The organism is Streptomyces sp. NPDC056347 (assembly GCF_042262625.1).
In the GTDB taxonomy this organism is placed as follows: domain Bacteria; phylum Actinomycetota; class Actinomycetes; order Streptomycetales; family Streptomycetaceae; genus Streptomyces.
Window position 1 is genome coordinate 1 of the sequence record NZ_JBHJQP010000135.1, and the last position, 18018, is coordinate 18018.

Here is an 18018-nt window from a genome sequence, read left to right on the forward strand (position 1 = left end):
GGTCAGCAGCGGGAGCGCCCAGATACCCGCGAAGCCGAGCACCACCAGGGGGCCGGCCCAGCCGGTGGCGAGCATCCAGCGGCCGAAGAGCGTGTCGGTGGGCAGTGTGCTCTGCTGGCTCACCGCGGCCACGAAGAGCCCCGGCGCGATCCAGCAGGCGAGGACCAGCAGCCGGGTCCGCCACTGCGAGACGGCCTTGACCAGCTCGAAGCGGCAGACGCGGGCCAGCGGGACGCGGGGTTCCGCCGCGGCCTGGGCGACCGTGTCCCGGGCGTCGACGGCGGCGGGGGAAGCGTCCGGGTTCTCCGTCGAGGACGTGGGTGACGTCGAGGACGTGGGCGTGGTCATCGCTCGGCCTCCTGCGGCTCGGTGAGGGCAAGGAAAGCGGCCTCCAGCGGCGACACCACCGGGGCGAGCTCGCGCAGGGCGATGCCCGCTCGCACGAGCCGGTCCACCAGTGCGTCGAGGGCGGGTACGAGGGTGTGCACGACGAGCGCCCGGGTGTCGGTGCTGCCGACGACACGGATCCCGTCCGTGTCGTCGGCCAGTTCGCGCGCCGCCCGAGGATCGGATGTCAGCAGCCGGTAGTCGAGCGCGCGTCCACGGTCGGCCAGTTCGCCCAGCGGGCCGGAGAAGACGACCCGCCCGGTGGCGATGATGGTGACCTCGGAACACAGCGCTTCGAGGTCGTCCATGCGGTGGCTCGAGAGCACGATGCTGCTGCCCTGTTCCGCCAGCCGGTTCAGTACGCCGTGCACGTGCTGCTTGCCGGACGGGTCGAGGCCGTTGGACGGCTCGTCGAGCACGAGCAGCCGGGGTCTGCTGAGCAGCGCGGCGGCCAGCCCGAGTCGCTGGCGCATCCCGAGGGAGAAACCGCGGGTCCGGTCGTCGGCGACGTCGGTGAGCCCGACCTCGTCGAGCGCCTCGTCGATCGCGGCCGTCTGTGCGTCATGGCCGCGCAGCGAGGCCAGCGCGGCAAGATTCTGACGAGCCGTCAATGACGGGTAGAGCCCGGGCCCGTCCACGAATCCGGCGACACCGCCGGGCGTGGTGAGAGTCCGCTCGACCGGTGTGCCGAGGATCTCCAGACGGCCGCCGTCGGCCACGGCCAGGCCCAGCAGCAGGCCGAGCAGGGTCGTCTTGCCCGCGCCGTTCGGGCCGGCCAGCCCATGGATCCGCCCCTGCGCTACGTCCAGGTCGATGTGATCGAGCGCGACGACATCACCGAACGACTTGGTGATTCCGCGGGCTCGGATGGCGAAGGGTCTGTCCATGAGTCCTTCCTTCGAAGTCTTCGAGGACCTTAGGAGGGGCACACCGCCCGGTCATGAACGGCGAGTTGAACGCTCATGGAACAGAAGCCGACCCGCGTCCGCCACCCCGCCCCGCCCCGTTCCGGCCGGGAACCGTCATGGAACGGACCTCGTTCGCCGACGAAGTCGCACCGGGCCGTGGGCGGCGTCAAGGATGCCCGGCCGGTGCGTCCGGCACCGGAACGGCAGGAAACCATCCGCGGGTTCGGGTGCGGGGCGGCGATGTCCCCCGACCCGACGGGCCCTGACGGGTCGATCCGTACTTCCGGGATCACCAGGACGCGGGTTCACCTCTTGTCGCCCCGAGTGGCGGCGATGGTGTTCGCCGCGGTCAGCCGGTGTGGTGGGGGAGTTCGGTGACGGGCTGCTGGACGGCCCGGGGGATGCCGAGACGTCGACGCCCCCGATGGACGGCGGCGAGCCGGGCAGGGTCCGGCCCGCCCCGGCCGATGAGCTGGGCGGCCTGTTCGGGGGTGGCCAGGACGCGGGTGGAGCGGGGGCCCTCGGCCGCGCCGGGCGCCGCGGAGGTGATGTCGGTGAACGCGGCGGCGCAGCTCAGGTGGGTGTGGTGCGTACGGGGGTCGGTGAGGTGCCCGAGGAGCAGCGGCGTCACGGTCCGGGCCGCGGCCTGACTCCCCGCTGCCCGGACCAGGGTGGCCGCCGGGTCTCCCCGTTCCTCGGCCGCGGGCGGTTCACAGGGCAGGCGGGCGGCACCGGTCCCCGGGTCGAGGAGGACGAGTACGCGCCCGTCCGGCGCGAACAGCCACCCCTGGACCCGCGTCACCGTCCGGTCGTGCGGGGCCGGGCCGTCGTGCCACCGGGAGGGTTGCCCGGCGCGGGCCGTGCGCAGGACGGCGAGGCGGTCGAGGACGGTGGGGGCGAGCGGAAGACCATTCTCCAGGAGTACCGTGCCGGCGGCGTTGATCCGGGCGCGCAGCGCGGACACGGCCCGCCGCGCGTCGCTCGGGGCGAGGAGGTCCGGGAGCCGGGCCGGTTCGACGAACTCGATCCCGGTGATCTCGTCGGCGGGCAGGCGAACCTCCGCGATCCGGTCCGCGTCCCAGGTGCCGCCGTCGAAGACATGCACGATCTCGCCGGGAAACCGGAGCGCCGGGCGGGCGCCGAAGCCGTCGGGAGAGACCCAGTCGACGGCCAGGCCCCGGTCGGTCACGGTGGTGATGCCGAGTTCCTCCGCGACCTCGCGCGCGGCGGCGTGGGCGGGCGACTCGCCCGCGTCGACGGCCCCGCCCGGCAGGAGGCAGGTGTCGCGGTAGTCGACGTGCTGGATCAGCACCTGCCCCAGCTGATCGGTGATCAGTACGGACGCACCGGACCACAGCGCGGCCCGGGCCCGCAGGGCCCCGTACTCCTCGTCGCTCGGCTTCCTGCGGGGGCCGTCGCCGGGCGGGGTGGTCGTCGTCATGCGTCTCCGATCGGGATCGGCCCTCGGGGCCGGAGTGAGCCGGGGAGGGGAGGCCGGTGTCAGGAGGTGAGCCGGTGCGGGACGTCGGGGGCGGGGCCGGGTGCGAGCCGGGTGAAGTACTCGGTCGCGAGGACGGTGCGGCGGGCGTCCTCGGGCAGCCGGGCGAGCATTCCGGGCAGCGGGCGTTCACGCGCGACCTCCCCGCGGTGGGCGAGGATCGCGGCCCACTTCTGCTCCAGCCAGGGCGTGACGTCGATCGCCGTGGTGGCGTACGCGTCCGGGACCGCGAGCACGCTCTTGCCGGCGCCCCGCAGCAGCGGCCCGAGCCCGCCGACCCCCGACTCCGGGTGCGTGGCGCAGTACACGGCGCCCGGCTGCCAGGGCTCACCGGCCTCCGGATGCAGATGCGCCAGCCCCGCGTCGTGGACGGCGAGGAGGACGGCCTGATGGGTGCGGCGGTGGTCCGGGTGACCGGTCAGCTGGCCCACCGCGTCGTGCGTCACGACGACATCGGGACGGAACGACCGGATCTGGCCCACCAGGGCGCCGACCACCTCGTCCAGCGGCGCGTCGACGAGCCGGGTCCGCCCGGGAGCCGCGCGGGGATTGCGGGCGTCGCCGTATCCGAGCATGCGCGGCCCGCCCGCGCCGAGCACCCGTAACGCGTCGGCGAGTTCGGCGGCGCGCGGACTGTCGGGGGCCCACGTCATGGTGACCACGGCGCTGCGCGCGTGCCCGGCGGCGTGCTGGGCGAGTACGCCGCCCGCGAGAAGGCTCTCGTCGTCGGGATGGCCGAACACACCGAGCAGGGACGGCGGGACGCAGGACGGTGTCGTCACGGGGAGCCCTCTCGCGTCGGGGTGGTGCTGGTGCACTGGAAGAACGCGCCGGATCCGCTCGCGTAACGGGTGCACGGCGGGCCGCCGCGAAAGACGCGGCGGCCCGGTGATGGAACGCGGGGTCGGGGCACGGTGCGTGACGCCCGCGAGGGGCACGGGACGGAGTTCAGTCCAGGGCGGGCTCCGGGCGGGCGGCGAAGGGGCCGCCGGCGCCGAACACGTGCCGCGCGAAGTTCTCGGCGATGCGGCGGTGCCCCTCGGGGTCGGGGTGCACCTCGTCGGGGAGCGGACACTCCGCGTAGTCCCGCTCCCCGTAGAGTTCCCGGCCGTCGAGGTGGTGCAGGTGGGGGTCCTCGGCGGCGCGCTGCTCGACGATGCGGGCGAGCGCGTCGCGGACGACGGTGAGTGTCAGGCGTCCGGCGGCTCGTTCGGCGGGGTCGCCGGTGGCCTTGAAACGTACGGTGCCGCTCCCGAAGTCGGGCGCCAGGGGGCCCGGGGTGTCCTCCTGGACGGGACACAGTACCGGGGAGACGACCAGCAGCGGAGTGGTCGGATGCCCCTCGCGTACGGTGTCGAGGAAGCCGTGGACCGCGGGGACGAAGGCACGCAGCCGCATCGCGTCGGCGTTGACGACATTGATGCCGATCTTGAGGCTGATGAGGTCCGCGGGGGTGTCCCGGATCGCGCGGGCGGTGAACGGGTCGAGCAGCGCGCCGCCGCCGAATCCCAGATTGAGGAGTTCGACCCCGCCCCGCGCGGCGGCCATCGCGGGCCAGACGGCGGTGGGGTGGGTGGCGTTCGAGCCGTGGCTGATGGAGCTGCCGTGGTGCAGCCACACCCGGCGCCCGCTGTCCGGCGCGGGCTCCACGGGGGCGTCGGTGCGCAGCGCGATCAGCTCGGTGATCTCCGTGTGCGGAAGCCAGATCTCCACGTCCTTCTCGCCCGCGGGCAGACCGGCGAACCGGGCGGTACCGGGCGGCCCTTCGACCAGCTCGGCGGCGCCGGAGGCCAGGTCGACCGTACGGACATTGCCGCCGGACACCGTGGTCTGGGCGGCGAGCCCGCCGTCGATCAGCAGGTCGTACACGCCGTCCGCCGGGGCGGGCAGCCCGCGATAGGACCGCTTGGTGGGCAGCGTGTCGAGCTCGACGGAGGTGGCCCGGGTACGGAAGGCCAGACGTACGCCGGAGGGCTGGGCCTCGGCCATGGCCAGCTGCTCGTCGGGGATCTGCCGGCGAGCGCGGGCGGGCAGCCGGTGCGGCAGCAGGCCGTGCGCGGTCGCTTCCACGTCGAGGGCGCCGCGCAGCAGCTCGGGGGTGACGGGGGTGGTGATCGTGTGGTGCTCGGTGTTCATCGCCTCGGCCTGTTGATCAGGGGTTTTCGGGAGAGGGGGGCGCGGTGCGCCCGGGGTCAGGGGCCGCGCCGGGTCCGCAGGAGGGCGTCGAGGGATTCCAGCACCCACTCCCAGGACTGCTGCGAGCCGACCGGGGTGTGATCGAAGCCGCCGGCCGCCTCCAGGTCGACGTAGCCGTGGAAGACGCTGCCCAGCATCCGGACCGCATGTGTCTGGTCCGGTTCCGAGAGGTCGTAGCCCCGCAGGATCGCCCGCGTCATCTGCGCGTGCCGGACACCCGCACTGGCCGCCGCCGTCTCGGGGTCGAGCCGGAACCGGGCCGCTTCGTACCGCCCGGGATGCTCCCGGGCGTAGTCGCGGTAGGCGTTGGCGAAGGCGGCCAGGGCGTCCTTCCCGGCGCGCCCGGCCAGCGCCTCGGCGACCCGGTCGGCAAGCTCCTCCAGGGCGAACAGCGCAATTCTGGTCCGGAGTTCATGGGAGTTGCGCAGGTGCGAGTAGAGGCTCGCGACCTTGACGTCGAACCGCCGGGCGAGCGCCGACAGGGTCACCTGCTCGAAGCCGGTCTCGTCGGCCAGCTCCGCTCCCGCCCGGGTCAGACGCTCCGGGGTCAGTCCCGCTCTCACCATCATCATCCTCCTGTCCGGCGATAATGATTATGTGTTTGCCTAAAGCTTTTAGGCAAATCAATATGTGGTGATGGGGCGGGAGGGCCGGTGCGCCGGCGGCACCCGGTCCGGGCCGGTCCCGCCCGTGTACGGAGGGACCGGCCCGGCCGTCGGCCGCTACCGGGCCGACGTGCCCGGCCCCACCGGCTCCGGGGCCGGGGCGTAGCCGGTGGGGCGGGAGGTGAAGGTGCCACGCCCCTGGGTCCGGCTGCGCAGCCGGGTCGCGTAGCCGAAGAGCTCCGCCAGCGGCACCGTCGCCGTGATCACCACCGTGCCGGAGCGGGCGGCCGAGCCGGAGACCCGGCCGCGCCGGGCCGCCAGGTCACCGAGCACCCCGCCCACGGCGTCGTCGGGCACCGTGACGGTGACCTCGGCCACCGGCTCCAGCAGCACCATCGCACTCGCACGCAGGGCCTCGCGGAGCGCGAACCGGCCGGCCGTGCGGAACGCCATCTCCGAGGAGTCCTTGGAGTGGGTCGCCCCGTCGGACAGCGTGACCCGCACACCGGTCACCGGATGCCCGCCGAGGGGACCCTCGGCCAGCGCGTCCCGGCAGCCCGCCTCCACCGCCCGGACGTACTCCTGCGGCACCCGCCCGCCGACGACCGTCGACCGGAACGCGAACCCGGCCTCGCCGCCTTCACCGTCACCGGCCTCCAACGGCTCGACATCGAGGACGACATGGGCGAACTGGCCCGCCCCGCCGTCCTGCTTCACATGCCGGTACACCAGCCCCGACACCCCGCGCGCCACCGTCTCCCGGTACGACACCTGCGGCCTGCCCACACCGATCTCCAGCTCGTGCGCGCGCCGGATCTTCTCCACCGCGACCTCCAGATGCAGCTCACCCATCCCCGACAGCACCGTCTGGCCGGTCTCCGGGTCGGTCCGGACCGTCAGCGAGGGGTCCTCCTCGACGATCCGCGCCAGCGCCGTCACCAGCCGTTCGGTGTCGGTGCTCCGCCGGGCCTCGACCGCCACCGAGACCACCGGGGCCGCCGAGGAGGGCGGCTCGAGCACCAGCGGGGCCGAGGGCGCGCACAGCGTGGCGCCGGTGCGGGCCGACTTGAGCCCGATCACCGCGACGATGTCCCCGGCCACCGCCGCGTCCACGTCCGTGTGCCGGCCGGCCTGCACCCGCAGGATCCGCCCGATGCGCTCCTGGCGCCGCGCACCCGCGTCCAGCACCGTGTCCCCCTTCCGTACCGTGCCCGAGTAGACCCGCAGGAACGTCAGCCGCCCCGTGGCCGTCGAGTTCACCTTGAACACCAGCGCCGCGAACGGCGCCGACGGATCGGCGGCCCGCTCCTGCACCGCGTCGCCCAGCGTGCCGCGCACCGGCGGAACGTCCAGCGGCGAGGGCAGATAGGCCACGACGGCCTCCAGCAACGGTTCGATCCCGCGGTTGCGATAGGCCGAACCGCACAGCACCACCACGGCCTCCCCGGTACGGGTCAGATCGCGCAGCGCGCCGCGCAGCGTCGCCCCGGAGAGTGAGGACCGCGCGCAGAACTCCTCCAGCGCCGCCGGATGGAGCTCCGCTACCGCCTCGTCCAGCAGCCGCCTGCGCCGCAGCGCCTCGTCGCGCAGCCCTTCCGGCACCGCCGCCTCCTCGAAGGTGTCGGCCCCGTCGGCCCACACCAGGGCCCGCATCCGCAGCAGGTCGACCACGCCGGTGAAGCCGTCCTCGGCCCCGATCGGCAGCTGGACCGCCAGCGGGACGGTGTGCAGCCGCTCCCTGATCGACGCGACCGCGGAATCGAGGTCGGCCCCGGCGCGGTCCAGCTTGTTGACGAACGCGATCCTCGGCACACCGTGCCGGTCCGCCTGCCGCCACACCGACTCGCTCTGCGGTTCGACGCCCGCGACGGCGTCGAACACCGCGATCGCCCCGTCGAGCACCCGCAGCGAACGTTCCACCTCGTCGGAGAAGTCGACATGGCCCGGGGTGTCGAGCAGGTTGATCCGGTGACCGTCCCAGGCGCAGCTCACCGCCGCGGCGAAGATGGTGATCCCGCGGTCCCGCTCCTGCGGATCGAAGTCGGTGACGGTCGTGCCGTCGTGGACCTCGCCCTGCTTGTGGACGGCGCCGGTGAGATACAGGATCCGCTCGGTGACGGTGGTCTTGCCCGCGTCGACGTGGGCGAGGATGCCCAGGTTGCGGATATCGGTGAGCGGTCGGGCGGGTTGACGGTGCAGTTCGCTGCGCACGGCCCATGGCCTTTCGGAATGATCCGGAACGGAAGGGTGCGCGATTCCCGGACGGACCGGCCCGCGATCGGGCCGGGCGCCGGCCTGGCGACGGTGCGTGGCACCGCCGGGCCGCGGCCCGGCCTCGGTGGCGGGGCGGCAGGGGAAGGCCGGATGTCCGTCAGGGGATCCGGTGCGGGCCGCGCGGCCCGCACCGGGCGCACGAAGACACCAGGATCACCTCGTACCGCGACGGGGGAACGACAGCGGTGGTGCGGTAACGCACGGCCGGTCTCCCCTCACTGGTCACGGTGTGCGCCGCGGGGTGGCCGCGGCGGCGATGCGTGGTGAGTGTAGTGACACGGCCAGCCCACGGGAAAACGGTTTTTCCTGGCCCATGTCCCCTGCCCGGAGCGGGCGTTGAAGGCGGCGGCGAATGATGAAACGATCCGGGGGACCGCCGGGGGAAAGAGGAAGGAACCGCATCGATGGACGAGGGCCACGGCCTCGCCGCCGCCACGGTGTTCGACGCACTGGGCGCCGACTACGAGCGGGCGTTCGGCCGATCCGCCGCCCACCACGCCTCACTGCGACGGCTGCTGGACGATCTCGCCCCGCACAGCCGGGTCCTGGACGTCGGCAGCGGGACGGGCCGGCCGACCGCCCAGGTCCTGACCGGGGCCGGCCACGAGGTGCACGGTGTCGATGTGTCACCCGTCATGGTCGAGCTCGCGGCCCGCCACGTGCCCGGCGCGTCCTTCGAGTGCGCCGACATGCTCCGACTCGACCTGGAGGAGCGGAGTTTCGACGCGGTGTGCGCGTACTTCTCGCTGCTCCAGATGAGTCGCGCGGACCAGTCCCGGCTGCTGCGGAAACTCGCCCGGCTGCTGGTGCCCGGCGGCCATCTCGTCGTGGCCACGGTGCCGCTGGACGTCGAGGACGTCGACGTCGTCTTCATGGGGCAGAAGGTGCGGGCCACGAGCTTCGGCCCGGAGGAGTTCACCGAGATGGTCACCGACGCGGGCTTCACGGTGCTCTGGGAGCAGAGCACCATCTTCACGCCGGAGCACGAAGCAGCCTCGGCCGAACCCCAGTTGTTCCTGCACTGCCGCCGGGCCTGACACCGGCCCGTGCCGGACGCCGGGCCCGGCGGCTCAGCGCTCGGCCGGCAGCGGCCGCCGACGGCGTACGCGCCGGACCGCGGAGCACCACCGTGCCGGAACCCCCGAGCGGCCGGCCCCGCCCCGCGACCGGGCCAGTGGAGCCAGCGGGGTCTTCCAGTCGCGCAGCGCCTGCCTGCCGCAGCCGCGCCACTGCGCGGGCGGGACGGGAACGCCCTGGCCACCTCGGGTGACCAGGGCGTTGACCGGCGACATCGGGTCCGTGGCCAGGGTCTTGGCGAGCAGGACGCCGATCACCACGGGGGCCAGGGACAGCGCCAGCGTGGTACCGGCCGAGGCGACGTGGCGGATGCGGGGGCACGGCGGAGTGTCGGGAAGCATGGCCACCATTCGACCGGTGGCCGCGCGGCGGCGGATCGGGCCGCGTACTCAGACCGTACCGCCCCGGATACTCAGACCCGGGGCTCCGCTACGCGTTGGTGCCGGGGCCGGCGCCCTTGCCCGAGGCGGCCTTGATCCCCTTCGTGATGTCGTCCATCACGGAGAGCGCGGGGGCCCGGTCGTTGATGTCGAAGCCGGACCGGACCACGATCAGCATGTCCCCGGAGCGGGGCGACGGAAAGGCCAGCGACTGGACGTAGCCGTCGTCGCCGTTCTTCGTCACCACCTTCCAGCGCACCAGATAGCCCTGCTCACCGGCGACGGTGACCGCCTCGGACTTCAGCTGCTGGTGCGAGGTGATGCCGCCGTAGCTCTTCGCGCCGTACGACTCCGAGGCATTGGCCGTGATGTCCTTGAGCGCGGTGGCCTTCGCCGTCGTGGTGTCGAGCTTCAGGGCCTCCGCGGGCATGGAGAAGACCCCGCCGCGCACACACTGCTCGGAGGCGTTGCCGGGACAGGGGTACTCGCCCGTGGTCACGCCCGCGCCGCCGATGCCGGAGGTGCCCTGCCAGCCGTCGGGCACCGGCAGGCTGATCCCGCTCATCACGTCCGTCGCGTAGCCGTCCTCGGTCCGCGGCACGCCCTTGTCCTGGCCCCGGCCCCGGTCCTCGCCCCCGTTCCCGCCACCCTGTCCGCCGGGACCGCGCCGGGGCCCGTCCGAAGGCGCGGTGGACGGAGCCCGGTCCGCGTGGTCGTTCCCGTCGCCGGAGGTGTCCGACAGCAGCAGGACGCCGCCCGCGACGGCGGCGAGGGCCACCACCGCGGCGGTGACACCCAGCGCGACACGTGTCCGGCGGCGCTTGGCCACGGCGGGCGGTATCCGGAGATGGTCGGTCCACCGGCTGCCGTCCCACCAGCGCTCGTAAACGGGGCCAGTTCCTGTGTACCCGGGGTCTGGGTGCCAGCCGGGCGGGCTTGTCTCGGTCACGCCCCCACCGTAGAGGGACTGCGTGAGAATCGCATGAATCCATGGGACCGGCGGCCCCCGCCGCCGGGCCCGCACCGTTCTGGCAGGAGGCCCGACCATGGGTGAACAGATGGGTGAACAGCCACCGGTACGGATCGAGCGGGACGGCGCCGTCCTCACCGTGATCCTGAACCGGCCCGGGGTGCGCAACGCGGTCGACGGGCCGACGGCGGCGCTGCTGGCCGACGCCTTCCGCGCCTTCGACGCCGACCCGGACGCCTCCGTCGCCGTGCTGTGGGGCGAGGGCGGGACCTTCTGCGCGGGCGCCGACCTGAAGGGCATCGGCACGGAGCGGGGCAACACGGTACGGGCCGACGGCGACGGGCCGATGGGGCCGACCCGGATGCGGCTGAGCAAGCCCGTCATCGCGGCGGTCTCCGGCCACGCGGTGGCGGGCGGTCTGGAGCTGGCGCTCTGGTGCGATCTGCGGGTGGCCGAGGAGGACGCGGTGTTCGGGGTGTTCTGCCGCCGCTGGGGCGTGCCGCTGGTGGACGGCGGAACGGTACGGCTGCCGCGGCTGATCGGGGAGAGCCGGGCCATGGACATGATCCTCACCGGGCGTCCGGTGCCCGCCCCCGAGGCGTACGCCATGGGCCTGGCCAACCGGATCGTCCCGCCCGGCGGGGCACGCGCGGCGGCCGAGCGACTGGCCCGGGAGCTCGCCGCGTTCCCCCAGCTGTGCCTGCGCCACGACCGGCTCTCGGTGTACGAGCAGCGGGGGATGGGCGAACGCGAGGCGCTGGCCGCGGAGTTCCGGCACGGGATGGTGCCGCTGAGCGCGGGGGAGACCCTGGCCGGGGCCGAACGGTTCGGCAACGGGGCGGGGCGCCACGGTACGTTCGGCGACTGATCGGCCGGGGCGCGCGGCCGGGCGGGAATCCTGGCGACGGCGACGGACCCGGTCCCTAGGATCGGCGGATGTCGACCAGCAACCAGTACCCGGCCAAGCCGCGCCCCGGCGACCGCGTCGCCGTGCTCTCCCCGTCCTCCGGCCTTCCCGGCATCCTGCCCCTGCCCCACGAACTGGGACTGCGCAGGCTCCGCGAGGAGTTCGGGCTGATACCCGTGGAGTACCCGACGACGCGGAAGATGGGCTCCACCCCGAAGGAGCGGGCCGCCGACATCCACGCGGCGTTCGCCGACCCCGGCATCAGGGCAGTGATCTCCAGCATCGGCGGCGACGACCAGATCACCGTGCTGCGGCACCTGGACCGCGAGCTGCTGCGCGCCAACCCCAAGCCCTTCTTCGGGTACAGCGACAACACCAACCTGCTGGCCTTCCTGGAGAACCTGGGCATCGTCGGCTACCACGGCGGAACCGTGATGTGCGAGTTCGGGCGCCCCGGCGCGATGCACCCGCTGACCGCCGAGTCCCTGCGGGCCGCGCTCTTCACCAGCGGCCCCTTCGAGCTGACCGAGGCAGCGGAGACCAACGGGGCGAACGGCCGCTGGGAGGACCCGGCGACCTTCGCCTGTGAACCCGAGATGCGTCCCCGCTCCGGCTGGATCTGGCACAACGCCGAGGGGCGAACGGTCGAGGGGGCGAGCTGGGGAGGGGAACTGTCGATCGTCTCCTGGCTGCTGATGGCCGACCGCGAGATCGGCCCGGTGGAGAGCTACGCGGGCCGGGTGCTGTTCCTCGAAACGTGCGAGGAGATGCCCTCGGCGACGGAGGTGTACCGGATCCTGCGCAACATGGGCGAGCGCGGACTGCTCGCGCAGTTCCCCGCCCTCCTCATGGGCCGGGCCAAGGACTGGTCGTTCGAGCGGCCGCTCGGCATACGGGACCGGGACCGCTACCGCGCGGAGCAGCACGAGGCGGTCCTGCGCGCCCTGGACGAGTACGCCCCCGCGACCATGGCCGTCTTCGACGTCGACCTCGGCCACACCGACCCGCAGCTGGTCCTCCCGTACGGCGGGCGGATCGAGGTGGACGGGGTGGCGCGCCGCATCGTCGTCACCTACTGACGGCCGGAGGTCCGGTTCATCCTTCTTTGGTCCGACCATATGCGGTGTGTGACATAGTTGAAGGACGGGCGGCAGAGGTGATGGCGACCGGGAGGTCCCGGTCGAGGCAGGGGGTGCGCGATGTCCGTCGAGTGGCAACCCGTACGGCAGTCCCGTACGCATGAGCTGGTGCTCCAGAGCATCGAGGAGCGGGTGTTCGCCGGGGAGCTGAAGGCCGGTGACCGGCTGCCGCCCGAGCGCGAGCTCGCGCCGGTGCTCGGGGTCAGCCGTTCCGCGCTGCGCGAGGCGCTGCGGGTGCTGGAGACCATCGGCGTGCTGGTCGCCCAGCCGGGGCGGGGCCCGGACGCCGGGGCGCGGATCGTCCGGCACCCCGACGACGCGCTCGGGCGGCTGCTCCGGCTGCACTTCGCGCTGGGCAGCTACAGCCTGGAGGACGTCCTGGAGGCGCGCGTCGTGCTGGAGCGGTCCAGCTTCGAGGCCGCCGCCCGGCACGCCTGCCCCGAGGACCTCGACGCGGCGCGGGAGCTGGTCGCGGGCATGGGGGAGGCGGGCGTGGCGGTGGCGGAGTTCAACGACCTGGACACCCGCTTCCATGTGCACATCGCGCGCATCTCCGGCAATGAGCTGACCTCCACGCTCACCTCCGCCGTCCGCGAATCGGTGCGGCCGCTGATCCTGAAGGCGCTGGAGGCGGCCGAGGACTGGCCGGCCACGGCTGCCGCGCTCAACGCCGAGCACGCCGAACTGCTGCGGCTGCTGAGCGCGGGCCGTGGGCCGGACGCCGCCGATCTGGTGGAGCGGCACATCCGCAGCTTGCACGGGACTCTGGTCGACGAGAACTCCGGTCGGGGCGAGGAGAGTTCCTGAGACGGAGCGCGGTCAGCCGCGGTAGTACGAGGCGAGGGCGGCGAAGGCGGCCTTCGGCTCCCAGGCCATGTCGGGGTAGGCGGCCCCGAGACGGTCCTCGTAGACCTTGACGATGCCGTAGCTGGCCAGGTCCAGGTCCGCGCGGGGATCGCCGTCGGGGCGGTGGACGTGGTCGTACAGCGCGAAGGTGAACACGAACGTGCTGTCGATTCCTCCGGCGTCGAACGCCTCCAGCAGTTCGAGCAGGTACGCGGCCTGCCCCGCCTCGTCGCGGACGTACGTGCCGTTCAGCCGGAGGGGGCCTTCCTCGTCGTACTCGACGATCTCCAGTCCGAGCGCGCCCCGGTCCCCGGCGCCCCGGTATCCGGCCGCCCCGAACTCGGTGATCGCGACCGGCTTCTCCTGTGCGGTCAGGCCGGGTACGCCTTCGGCGAACCGGTCGGCGGTCTCGGCCGACCGGTAGAGATCCATGGACACGATGTCGAAGCGTGCCCAGTCGACGCGTTCGAGCGGGACGGACGCGTACGTCACCCTGCCGCCGAAGCGTTCCCGGACGGTCTCCACGGCCCTGCCGAGGAAGGTGTTCACCCGCTCGCCGATCTCGCCGATCCGCTCGCGCAGGAGATCCGAACGGGCCAGCAGGGCGATCCGCTCGTCGGTGCTGTCGCCGGGCAGGAAGCCGGGGTTCATCAGGCTCAGTTCGGCGCCGGTCACGAACACCACCTCGGCTCCGCGCCGCCTCAGCCGTTCCGCGCGTCCGGCGCAGTCCGCGAAGAGCGCCAGCATCTCGTCGGCGGCCAGTTCGAGGGGGTAGGGGGAGAACCAGACCTCCAGCCCCAGGGCGGCCGCGAGCGAGGCGGCGAGCTCGATCCGGTCCGGGTCGCCGCCCATGACACGTACGGCGTTGCAGTGCAGGTCGTCACGGATGACGCGCAGTTCGCGTTCCACCGTCTCCGCGTCGAAGTGCTTGCGGGAGGTGATGCCGTTCTTCACGAATCCGGTGTCGTAGCTGATGCCCCTGGCACGCATGGGTGCCCCCTTCCCTCCGGGATATTTACGGTACTGACCGTACCTTATTTGTGGCACTGGAGGGTTGGTGTCGAGAATGGGAAGGTACGGTCAGTACCGTTTCGGGAGGAAATATGGATATGGAAGAGGCCCCGGCGGCGCGGTCGGCCGGGCGGACGCGGCGGCGCGGTGCGGTCCTGGAGGAGGCGATCCTGCAAGCGGCGGTGGACGAGATGGCCGCGTCCGGGTACGCCGGGCTGGCCATGGACAAGGTCGCCGCCCGTGCCGGTACCAACAAGAACGCCATCTACCGCCGCTGGCCGAACCGGCTGGCGCTCGGCGTCGCCGCCTATCGCCGACTGGCCACCACGGCTCCGCTGCCGGACACCGGCAGCCTGCGAGGTGACGTGCTGGAACTGCTGCGCGGGGCCAACCGTCACTGGAGCTCCCCGCTCGGCGCGATCCTGCGCGAGCTGTTCGCCGCGGCCGGCGGCGCCCCGGAACTCGTGGCGCAGTTGCGGGAGCAGTCCGGGGATGCCGTGGCCGCCCCGTGGCTGACCGTCCTGGGGCGTGCCGTGGCGCGTGGTGAGGCGGACCCCGAGGCCCTGCATCCGCGGGTCGCGACCGTGGCCGTCGTCCTGCTGCGCGACGAGTTCGTCGTACGCGGCGCCCCGTCCGCGCCCGACGACGTCCTCGTCGAGATCGTCGACGAGGTGTATCTGCCCCTGGTGCGGTGTCGCGGCCTTCACTGTGCGGACCGAGGCTAGTATGGTCTGACCATAAAATTGAAGTAGCGAACGGAGAGACCCATGCGCATCGGACTCTTCGCCACCTGTCTGGGAGACACGCTCTTCCCCGAGGCGGTGAAATCGACCGCGGTCCTGCTCGCCCGCCTGGGCCACGACGTGGTGTTCCCGCCGGAGCAGACCTGCTGCGGCCAGATGCATGTCAACACCGGCTACCAGCGCGAACCCGTGCCCCTGGTACGGAACTTCGCCGAGCAGTTCGGCGACGCCTCGATCGACGCCGTCGTCATGCCGTCCGGATCGTGCGCGGGCTCGGTCCGCCACCAGCACGAGATCGTGGCCGAACGGTACGGGGACGCGGCGCTGCGCGCGGGCGTCGCCACCGTCAAGGCCAAGACGTACGAGCTGTCGGAGCTGCTGGTGGACGTGCTGGGCGTCGAGGACGTCGGCGCGTACTTCCCGCACCGGGTGACGTACCACCCCACCTGTCACTCCCTGCGCATGCTGCGGGTCGGCGAGAAGCCGCTGAAGCTGCTCCGGGCCGTCGATTCGATCGATCTGGTCGAGCTGCCGGAAGCCGACTCCTGCTGTGGTTTCGGCGGCACCTTCGCGGTCAAGAACGCCGACACCTCCACCGCCATGCTCCAGGACAAGATGCGCAACATCTCCACCACGGAGGCCGAGGTGTGCACGGCGGGCGACTCGTCGTGCCTGATGCACATCGGCGGCGGGCTCTCCCGGATCAGGTCGGGCACCCGCACCCTGCACCTCGCCCAGATCCTCTCCGCCACCCGCACCTCGCCGTACGTCCCCACGGAGGCCGTCCGATGAGCAGCACCTTCCTCGGCATGCCGGCGACCCCGCCCCGCTCCCCGTACGGGACGGGCAACCTGCGCGGCGACCGGACGTTCCCGAAGGCCGCCCACGACGAGCTGCGCAACGAGCAGCTCCGCCGCAACCTCGGCCGGGCCACCCGCACCATCCGCGCCAAGCGCCTGAACGTCACCGGCGAACTCCCCGACTGGGAGGCCCTGCGCGCGGCGGGTTCGGCGATCAAGACCGACACCATGAACCGGCTCCCCGAACTGCTGGAACAACTGGAGCGGAAGGTCACCGAGCGCGGCGGCACCGTCCACTGGGCCCGCGACGGCGTCGAGGCCAACGAGATCGTCGCCCGGCTGGTCAGGGCCACCGGCAGCCGCGAGGTCATCAAGGTCAAGTCGATGGCCACCCAGGAGACCGGACTCAACGAGCACCTCGAATCGGTCGGCATCACCCCGTACGAGACGGACCTCGCCGAACTCATCGTCCAGCTCGCGCACGACAAGCCCTCGCACATCCTGGTGCCCGCGATCCACCGCAACCGCGACGAGATCCGGCAGATCTTCCTGAAGGAGATCCCCGGCGTCGATCCCGGGCTGGACAACGTGCCCGCCCATCTCGCCGCCGCGGCCCGTGCCTATCTGCGCGAGAAGTTCATGACGGCGAAGGTCGCCGTCTCCGGAGCCAACTTCGGCATCGCCGAGACCGGCACCCTGGCCGTCGTGGAGTCCGAGGGCAACGGCCGGATGTGCCTCACCCTGCCCGACACCCTGATCACCGTGATGGGCATCGAGAAGGTGCTGCCGCGCTACCAGGACCTGGAGGTCTTCCTCCAGTTGCTGCCGCGCTCCTCGACGGGGGAGCGCATGAACCCGTACACCTCGATGTGGACCGGGGTCACCCCGGGCGACGGGCCGCAGGACTTCCACCTGGTCCTGCTCGACAACGGACGCACCGCGGCCCTCGCCGACCGGATCGGCCGCGAGGCCCTCAACTGCATCCGCTGCTCGGCCTGCCTCAACGTCTGCCCGGTGTACGAACGGGCGGGCGGCCACGCCTACGGATCGACCTACCCCGGACCGATCGGCGCGGTCCTCACCCCGCAGCTCGCCGGGATGGACGCGGCCAAACACGATCCCAACAGCTCCCTGCCGTACGCCTCCAGTCTCTGCGGGGCCTGCTTCGACGCCTGCCCGGTCAAGATCGACATCCCCTCGCTCCTGGTCGAACTGCGCCACCAGAGCACCGAACAGTCCGGGACGACGGCCGAGAAGCTGGCCATGAAGGCCGCGGCCACCGTCATGAAGCACCCGAAGCTCTTCACGGCCGCGCAGAAGGGCGGCGGCATCGGCCGGGTGCTGGCCGGGCGGGACGGCAGGATCTCCCGTCTGCCCCCGCCGTTCGACGGCTGGAGCGAGAGCCGGGACACTGCCGCGCCACCGAAACAGACCTTCCGCTCCTGGCTCGCGTCGCCGGAGGGCGGCGCGACGATGCGGGCCGCCGAGGACGAGTACCGGGAGAACCGGAAGAAGGAGGAGGGGGAATGACGACCGCCCGCGAAACCGTGCTGGGCCGGATCAAGGACGCCCTCGCGCTCGCCCCCGCACCGCAGACCACCGTGCCGCGCGACTACCGCACCGGCCGCACCCTCCCCGACGACGAGCGTCTGGCCCTCTTCACCGACCGGCTCGTCGACTACCGGGCCACGGTCCACACCTGCACCGCCGACCGCACCCCCCAGGCCGTCGCCGAGGTGCTGGGGGAGCGCGGGGCACGGCGGATCGGGGTGCCGCCCGGCCTCGACCCGCACTGGCTGGACGCGTACGACGGCGAGGTCCAGCAGGACTCCGCCGACATCCCGGCCCCCCGGCTCGACGAACTGGACGGGGTGCTCACCGCCTCGGCCGTCAGCTGCGCGGAGACCGGCACGATCTTCCTGGACGGCTCGCCGGACCAGGGGCGGCGGGCCCTGTCCCTCGTCCCCGATCTGCACGTGTGCGTCGTCGACCTGTCGACGGTCGAGGCGGGCGTGCCGGAAGCGGTGGCGCGGCTGGTGCCGGACCGGCCGACCACACTGATCAGCGGCCCCTCGGCCACCTCCGACATCGAGCTGGAGCGGGTGGAGGGCGTGCACGGCCCGCGCACCCTCGCCGTGATCATCCGCACCGACGTGTAGGGCGTGCCGCGACGGGGTGGGGGGGCCCCCGGCCGCGCCCCCCCCCCCCACACGCCGGGGGGCCCGCGCGGCCGGCGGACCCGGCGTGGCGGGCGGCCGCGCACAGCCCCGCGGGACG

The 18018-nt window shown here is 72.8% G+C and carries 17 protein-coding genes and 1 pseudogene; 8 read left to right on the forward strand and 10 right to left on the reverse strand.

The genetic code is table 11. The features are described from left to right. The 7 genes and pseudogenes from ACFCV8_RS26330 to fusA all read right to left on the reverse strand — a co-directional run. Positions 1-348, reverse strand: a pseudogene (locus ACFCV8_RS26330) (ABC transporter permease); the annotation flags it as partial. After that, a complete protein-coding gene (locus ACFCV8_RS26335) occupies positions 345-1274 on the reverse strand; it encodes an ABC transporter ATP-binding protein (protein ID WP_376687920.1) in 930 nt (309 codons plus the stop codon). The gene ACFCV8_RS26335 and the pseudogene ACFCV8_RS26330, both read right to left, overlap by 4 nt. 370 nt (positions 1275-1644) lie before the next feature. Continuing rightward, positions 1645-2736 carry an NUDIX domain-containing protein gene (locus tag ACFCV8_RS26340; protein ID WP_376687921.1) on the reverse strand — a complete coding sequence of 364 codons (1092 nt, stop codon included), beginning with the start codon at positions 2734-2736 and terminating at the stop codon, positions 1645-1647. A gap of 59 nt (positions 2737-2795) precedes the next feature. Then, complete coding sequence (locus ACFCV8_RS26345) at positions 2796-3575, reverse strand: PIG-L deacetylase family protein (protein WP_376687922.1); 780 nt, start codon at positions 3573-3575, stop codon at positions 2796-2798. Positions 3576-3741: 166 nt separating this feature from the next. Continuing rightward, on the reverse strand, positions 3742-4929 hold the full coding sequence (locus tag ACFCV8_RS26350) for a GDSL-type esterase/lipase family protein (RefSeq protein ID WP_376687923.1): 1188 nt from the start codon (positions 4927-4929) through the stop codon (positions 3742-3744). A gap of 56 nt (positions 4930-4985) precedes the next feature. Continuing rightward, entirely contained in the window at positions 4986-5555 is a 570-nt protein-coding gene (locus ACFCV8_RS26355; RefSeq protein ID WP_376687924.1) for a TetR/AcrR family transcriptional regulator, read from the reverse strand. Positions 5556-5711: 156 nt separating this feature from the next. Further along, positions 5712-7805: an elongation factor G gene (fusA, locus tag ACFCV8_RS26360; protein ID WP_376687925.1), complete on the reverse strand. Its 2094-nt coding sequence runs from the start codon at positions 7803-7805 to the stop codon at positions 5712-5714. A 467-nt stretch (positions 7806-8272) separates the two neighbouring features. Here fusA and ACFCV8_RS26365 point away from each other — a divergent pair, with 467 nt between their 5' ends. Continuing rightward, positions 8273-8905, forward strand: a complete 633-nt coding sequence (locus tag ACFCV8_RS26365) for a class I SAM-dependent methyltransferase (protein WP_376687926.1) — start codon at positions 8273-8275, stop codon at positions 8903-8905. 33 nt (positions 8906-8938) lie between these two features. On the opposite strand, the gene ACFCV8_RS26370 is transcribed toward ACFCV8_RS26365, so the two are convergent. After that, positions 8939-9286: a hypothetical protein gene (locus ACFCV8_RS26370; protein WP_376687927.1), complete on the reverse strand. Its 348-nt coding sequence runs from the start codon at positions 9284-9286 to the stop codon at positions 8939-8941. A gap of 88 nt (positions 9287-9374) precedes the next feature. Next, positions 9375-10274 carry a DUF2510 domain-containing protein gene (locus ACFCV8_RS26375; protein WP_376687928.1) on the reverse strand — a complete coding sequence of 300 codons (900 nt, stop codon included), beginning with the start codon at positions 10272-10274 and terminating at the stop codon, positions 9375-9377. A gap of 109 nt (positions 10275-10383) precedes the next feature. Here ACFCV8_RS26375 and ACFCV8_RS26380 point away from each other — a divergent pair, with 109 nt between their 5' ends. The 3 genes from ACFCV8_RS26380 (at position 10384) to ACFCV8_RS26390 (ending at position 13148) form a co-directional block, all read left to right on the forward strand. After that, positions 10384-11163 (forward strand): crotonase/enoyl-CoA hydratase family protein, encoded by a 780-nt coding sequence (locus tag ACFCV8_RS26380; protein ID WP_376687938.1) that lies wholly within the window; start codon positions 10384-10386, stop codon positions 11161-11163. A 68-nt stretch (positions 11164-11231) separates the two neighbouring features. Further along, positions 11232-12281, forward strand: a complete 1050-nt coding sequence (locus tag ACFCV8_RS26385) for a S66 peptidase family protein (protein ID WP_376687929.1) — start codon at positions 11232-11234, stop codon at positions 12279-12281. A gap of 120 nt (positions 12282-12401) precedes the next feature. Further along, the gene (locus ACFCV8_RS26390; protein WP_376687930.1) at positions 12402-13148 is read left to right on the forward strand and encodes a FadR/GntR family transcriptional regulator; all 747 of its coding nucleotides are present in this window, start codon (positions 12402-12404) and stop codon (positions 13146-13148) included. A gap of 12 nt (positions 13149-13160) precedes the next feature. Here ACFCV8_RS26390 and ACFCV8_RS26395 read toward each other — a convergent pair whose 3' ends face one another. Then, complete coding sequence (locus tag ACFCV8_RS26395) at positions 13161-14177, reverse strand: hypothetical protein (protein ID WP_376687931.1); 1017 nt, start codon at positions 14175-14177, stop codon at positions 13161-13163. Between the two features lie 119 nt (positions 14178-14296). Here ACFCV8_RS26395 and ACFCV8_RS26400 point away from each other — a divergent pair, with 119 nt between their 5' ends. From ACFCV8_RS26400 to ACFCV8_RS26415, 4 genes are read left to right on the forward strand one after another with little or no spacing between them, the layout of a single operon-like run. After that, entirely contained in the window at positions 14297-14923 is a 627-nt protein-coding gene (locus tag ACFCV8_RS26400; protein WP_376687939.1) for a TetR/AcrR family transcriptional regulator, read from the forward strand. 42 nt (positions 14924-14965) lie between these two features. Then, positions 14966-15733 (forward strand): (Fe-S)-binding protein, encoded by a 768-nt coding sequence (locus ACFCV8_RS26405; protein WP_376687932.1) that lies wholly within the window; start codon positions 14966-14968, stop codon positions 15731-15733. Continuing rightward, positions 15730-17271, forward strand: coding sequence for a lactate utilization protein B (locus ACFCV8_RS26410; RefSeq protein ID WP_376687933.1), 1542 nt, complete (start codon positions 15730-15732; stop codon positions 17269-17271). Before ACFCV8_RS26405 ends, ACFCV8_RS26410 begins: the two co-directional genes overlap by 4 nt. Further along, positions 17268-17900: a lactate utilization protein C gene (locus tag ACFCV8_RS26415; protein WP_376687934.1), complete on the forward strand. Its 633-nt coding sequence runs from the start codon at positions 17268-17270 to the stop codon at positions 17898-17900. Before ACFCV8_RS26410 ends, ACFCV8_RS26415 begins: the two co-directional genes overlap by 4 nt. Positions 17901-18018 lie beyond the last annotated feature (118 nt).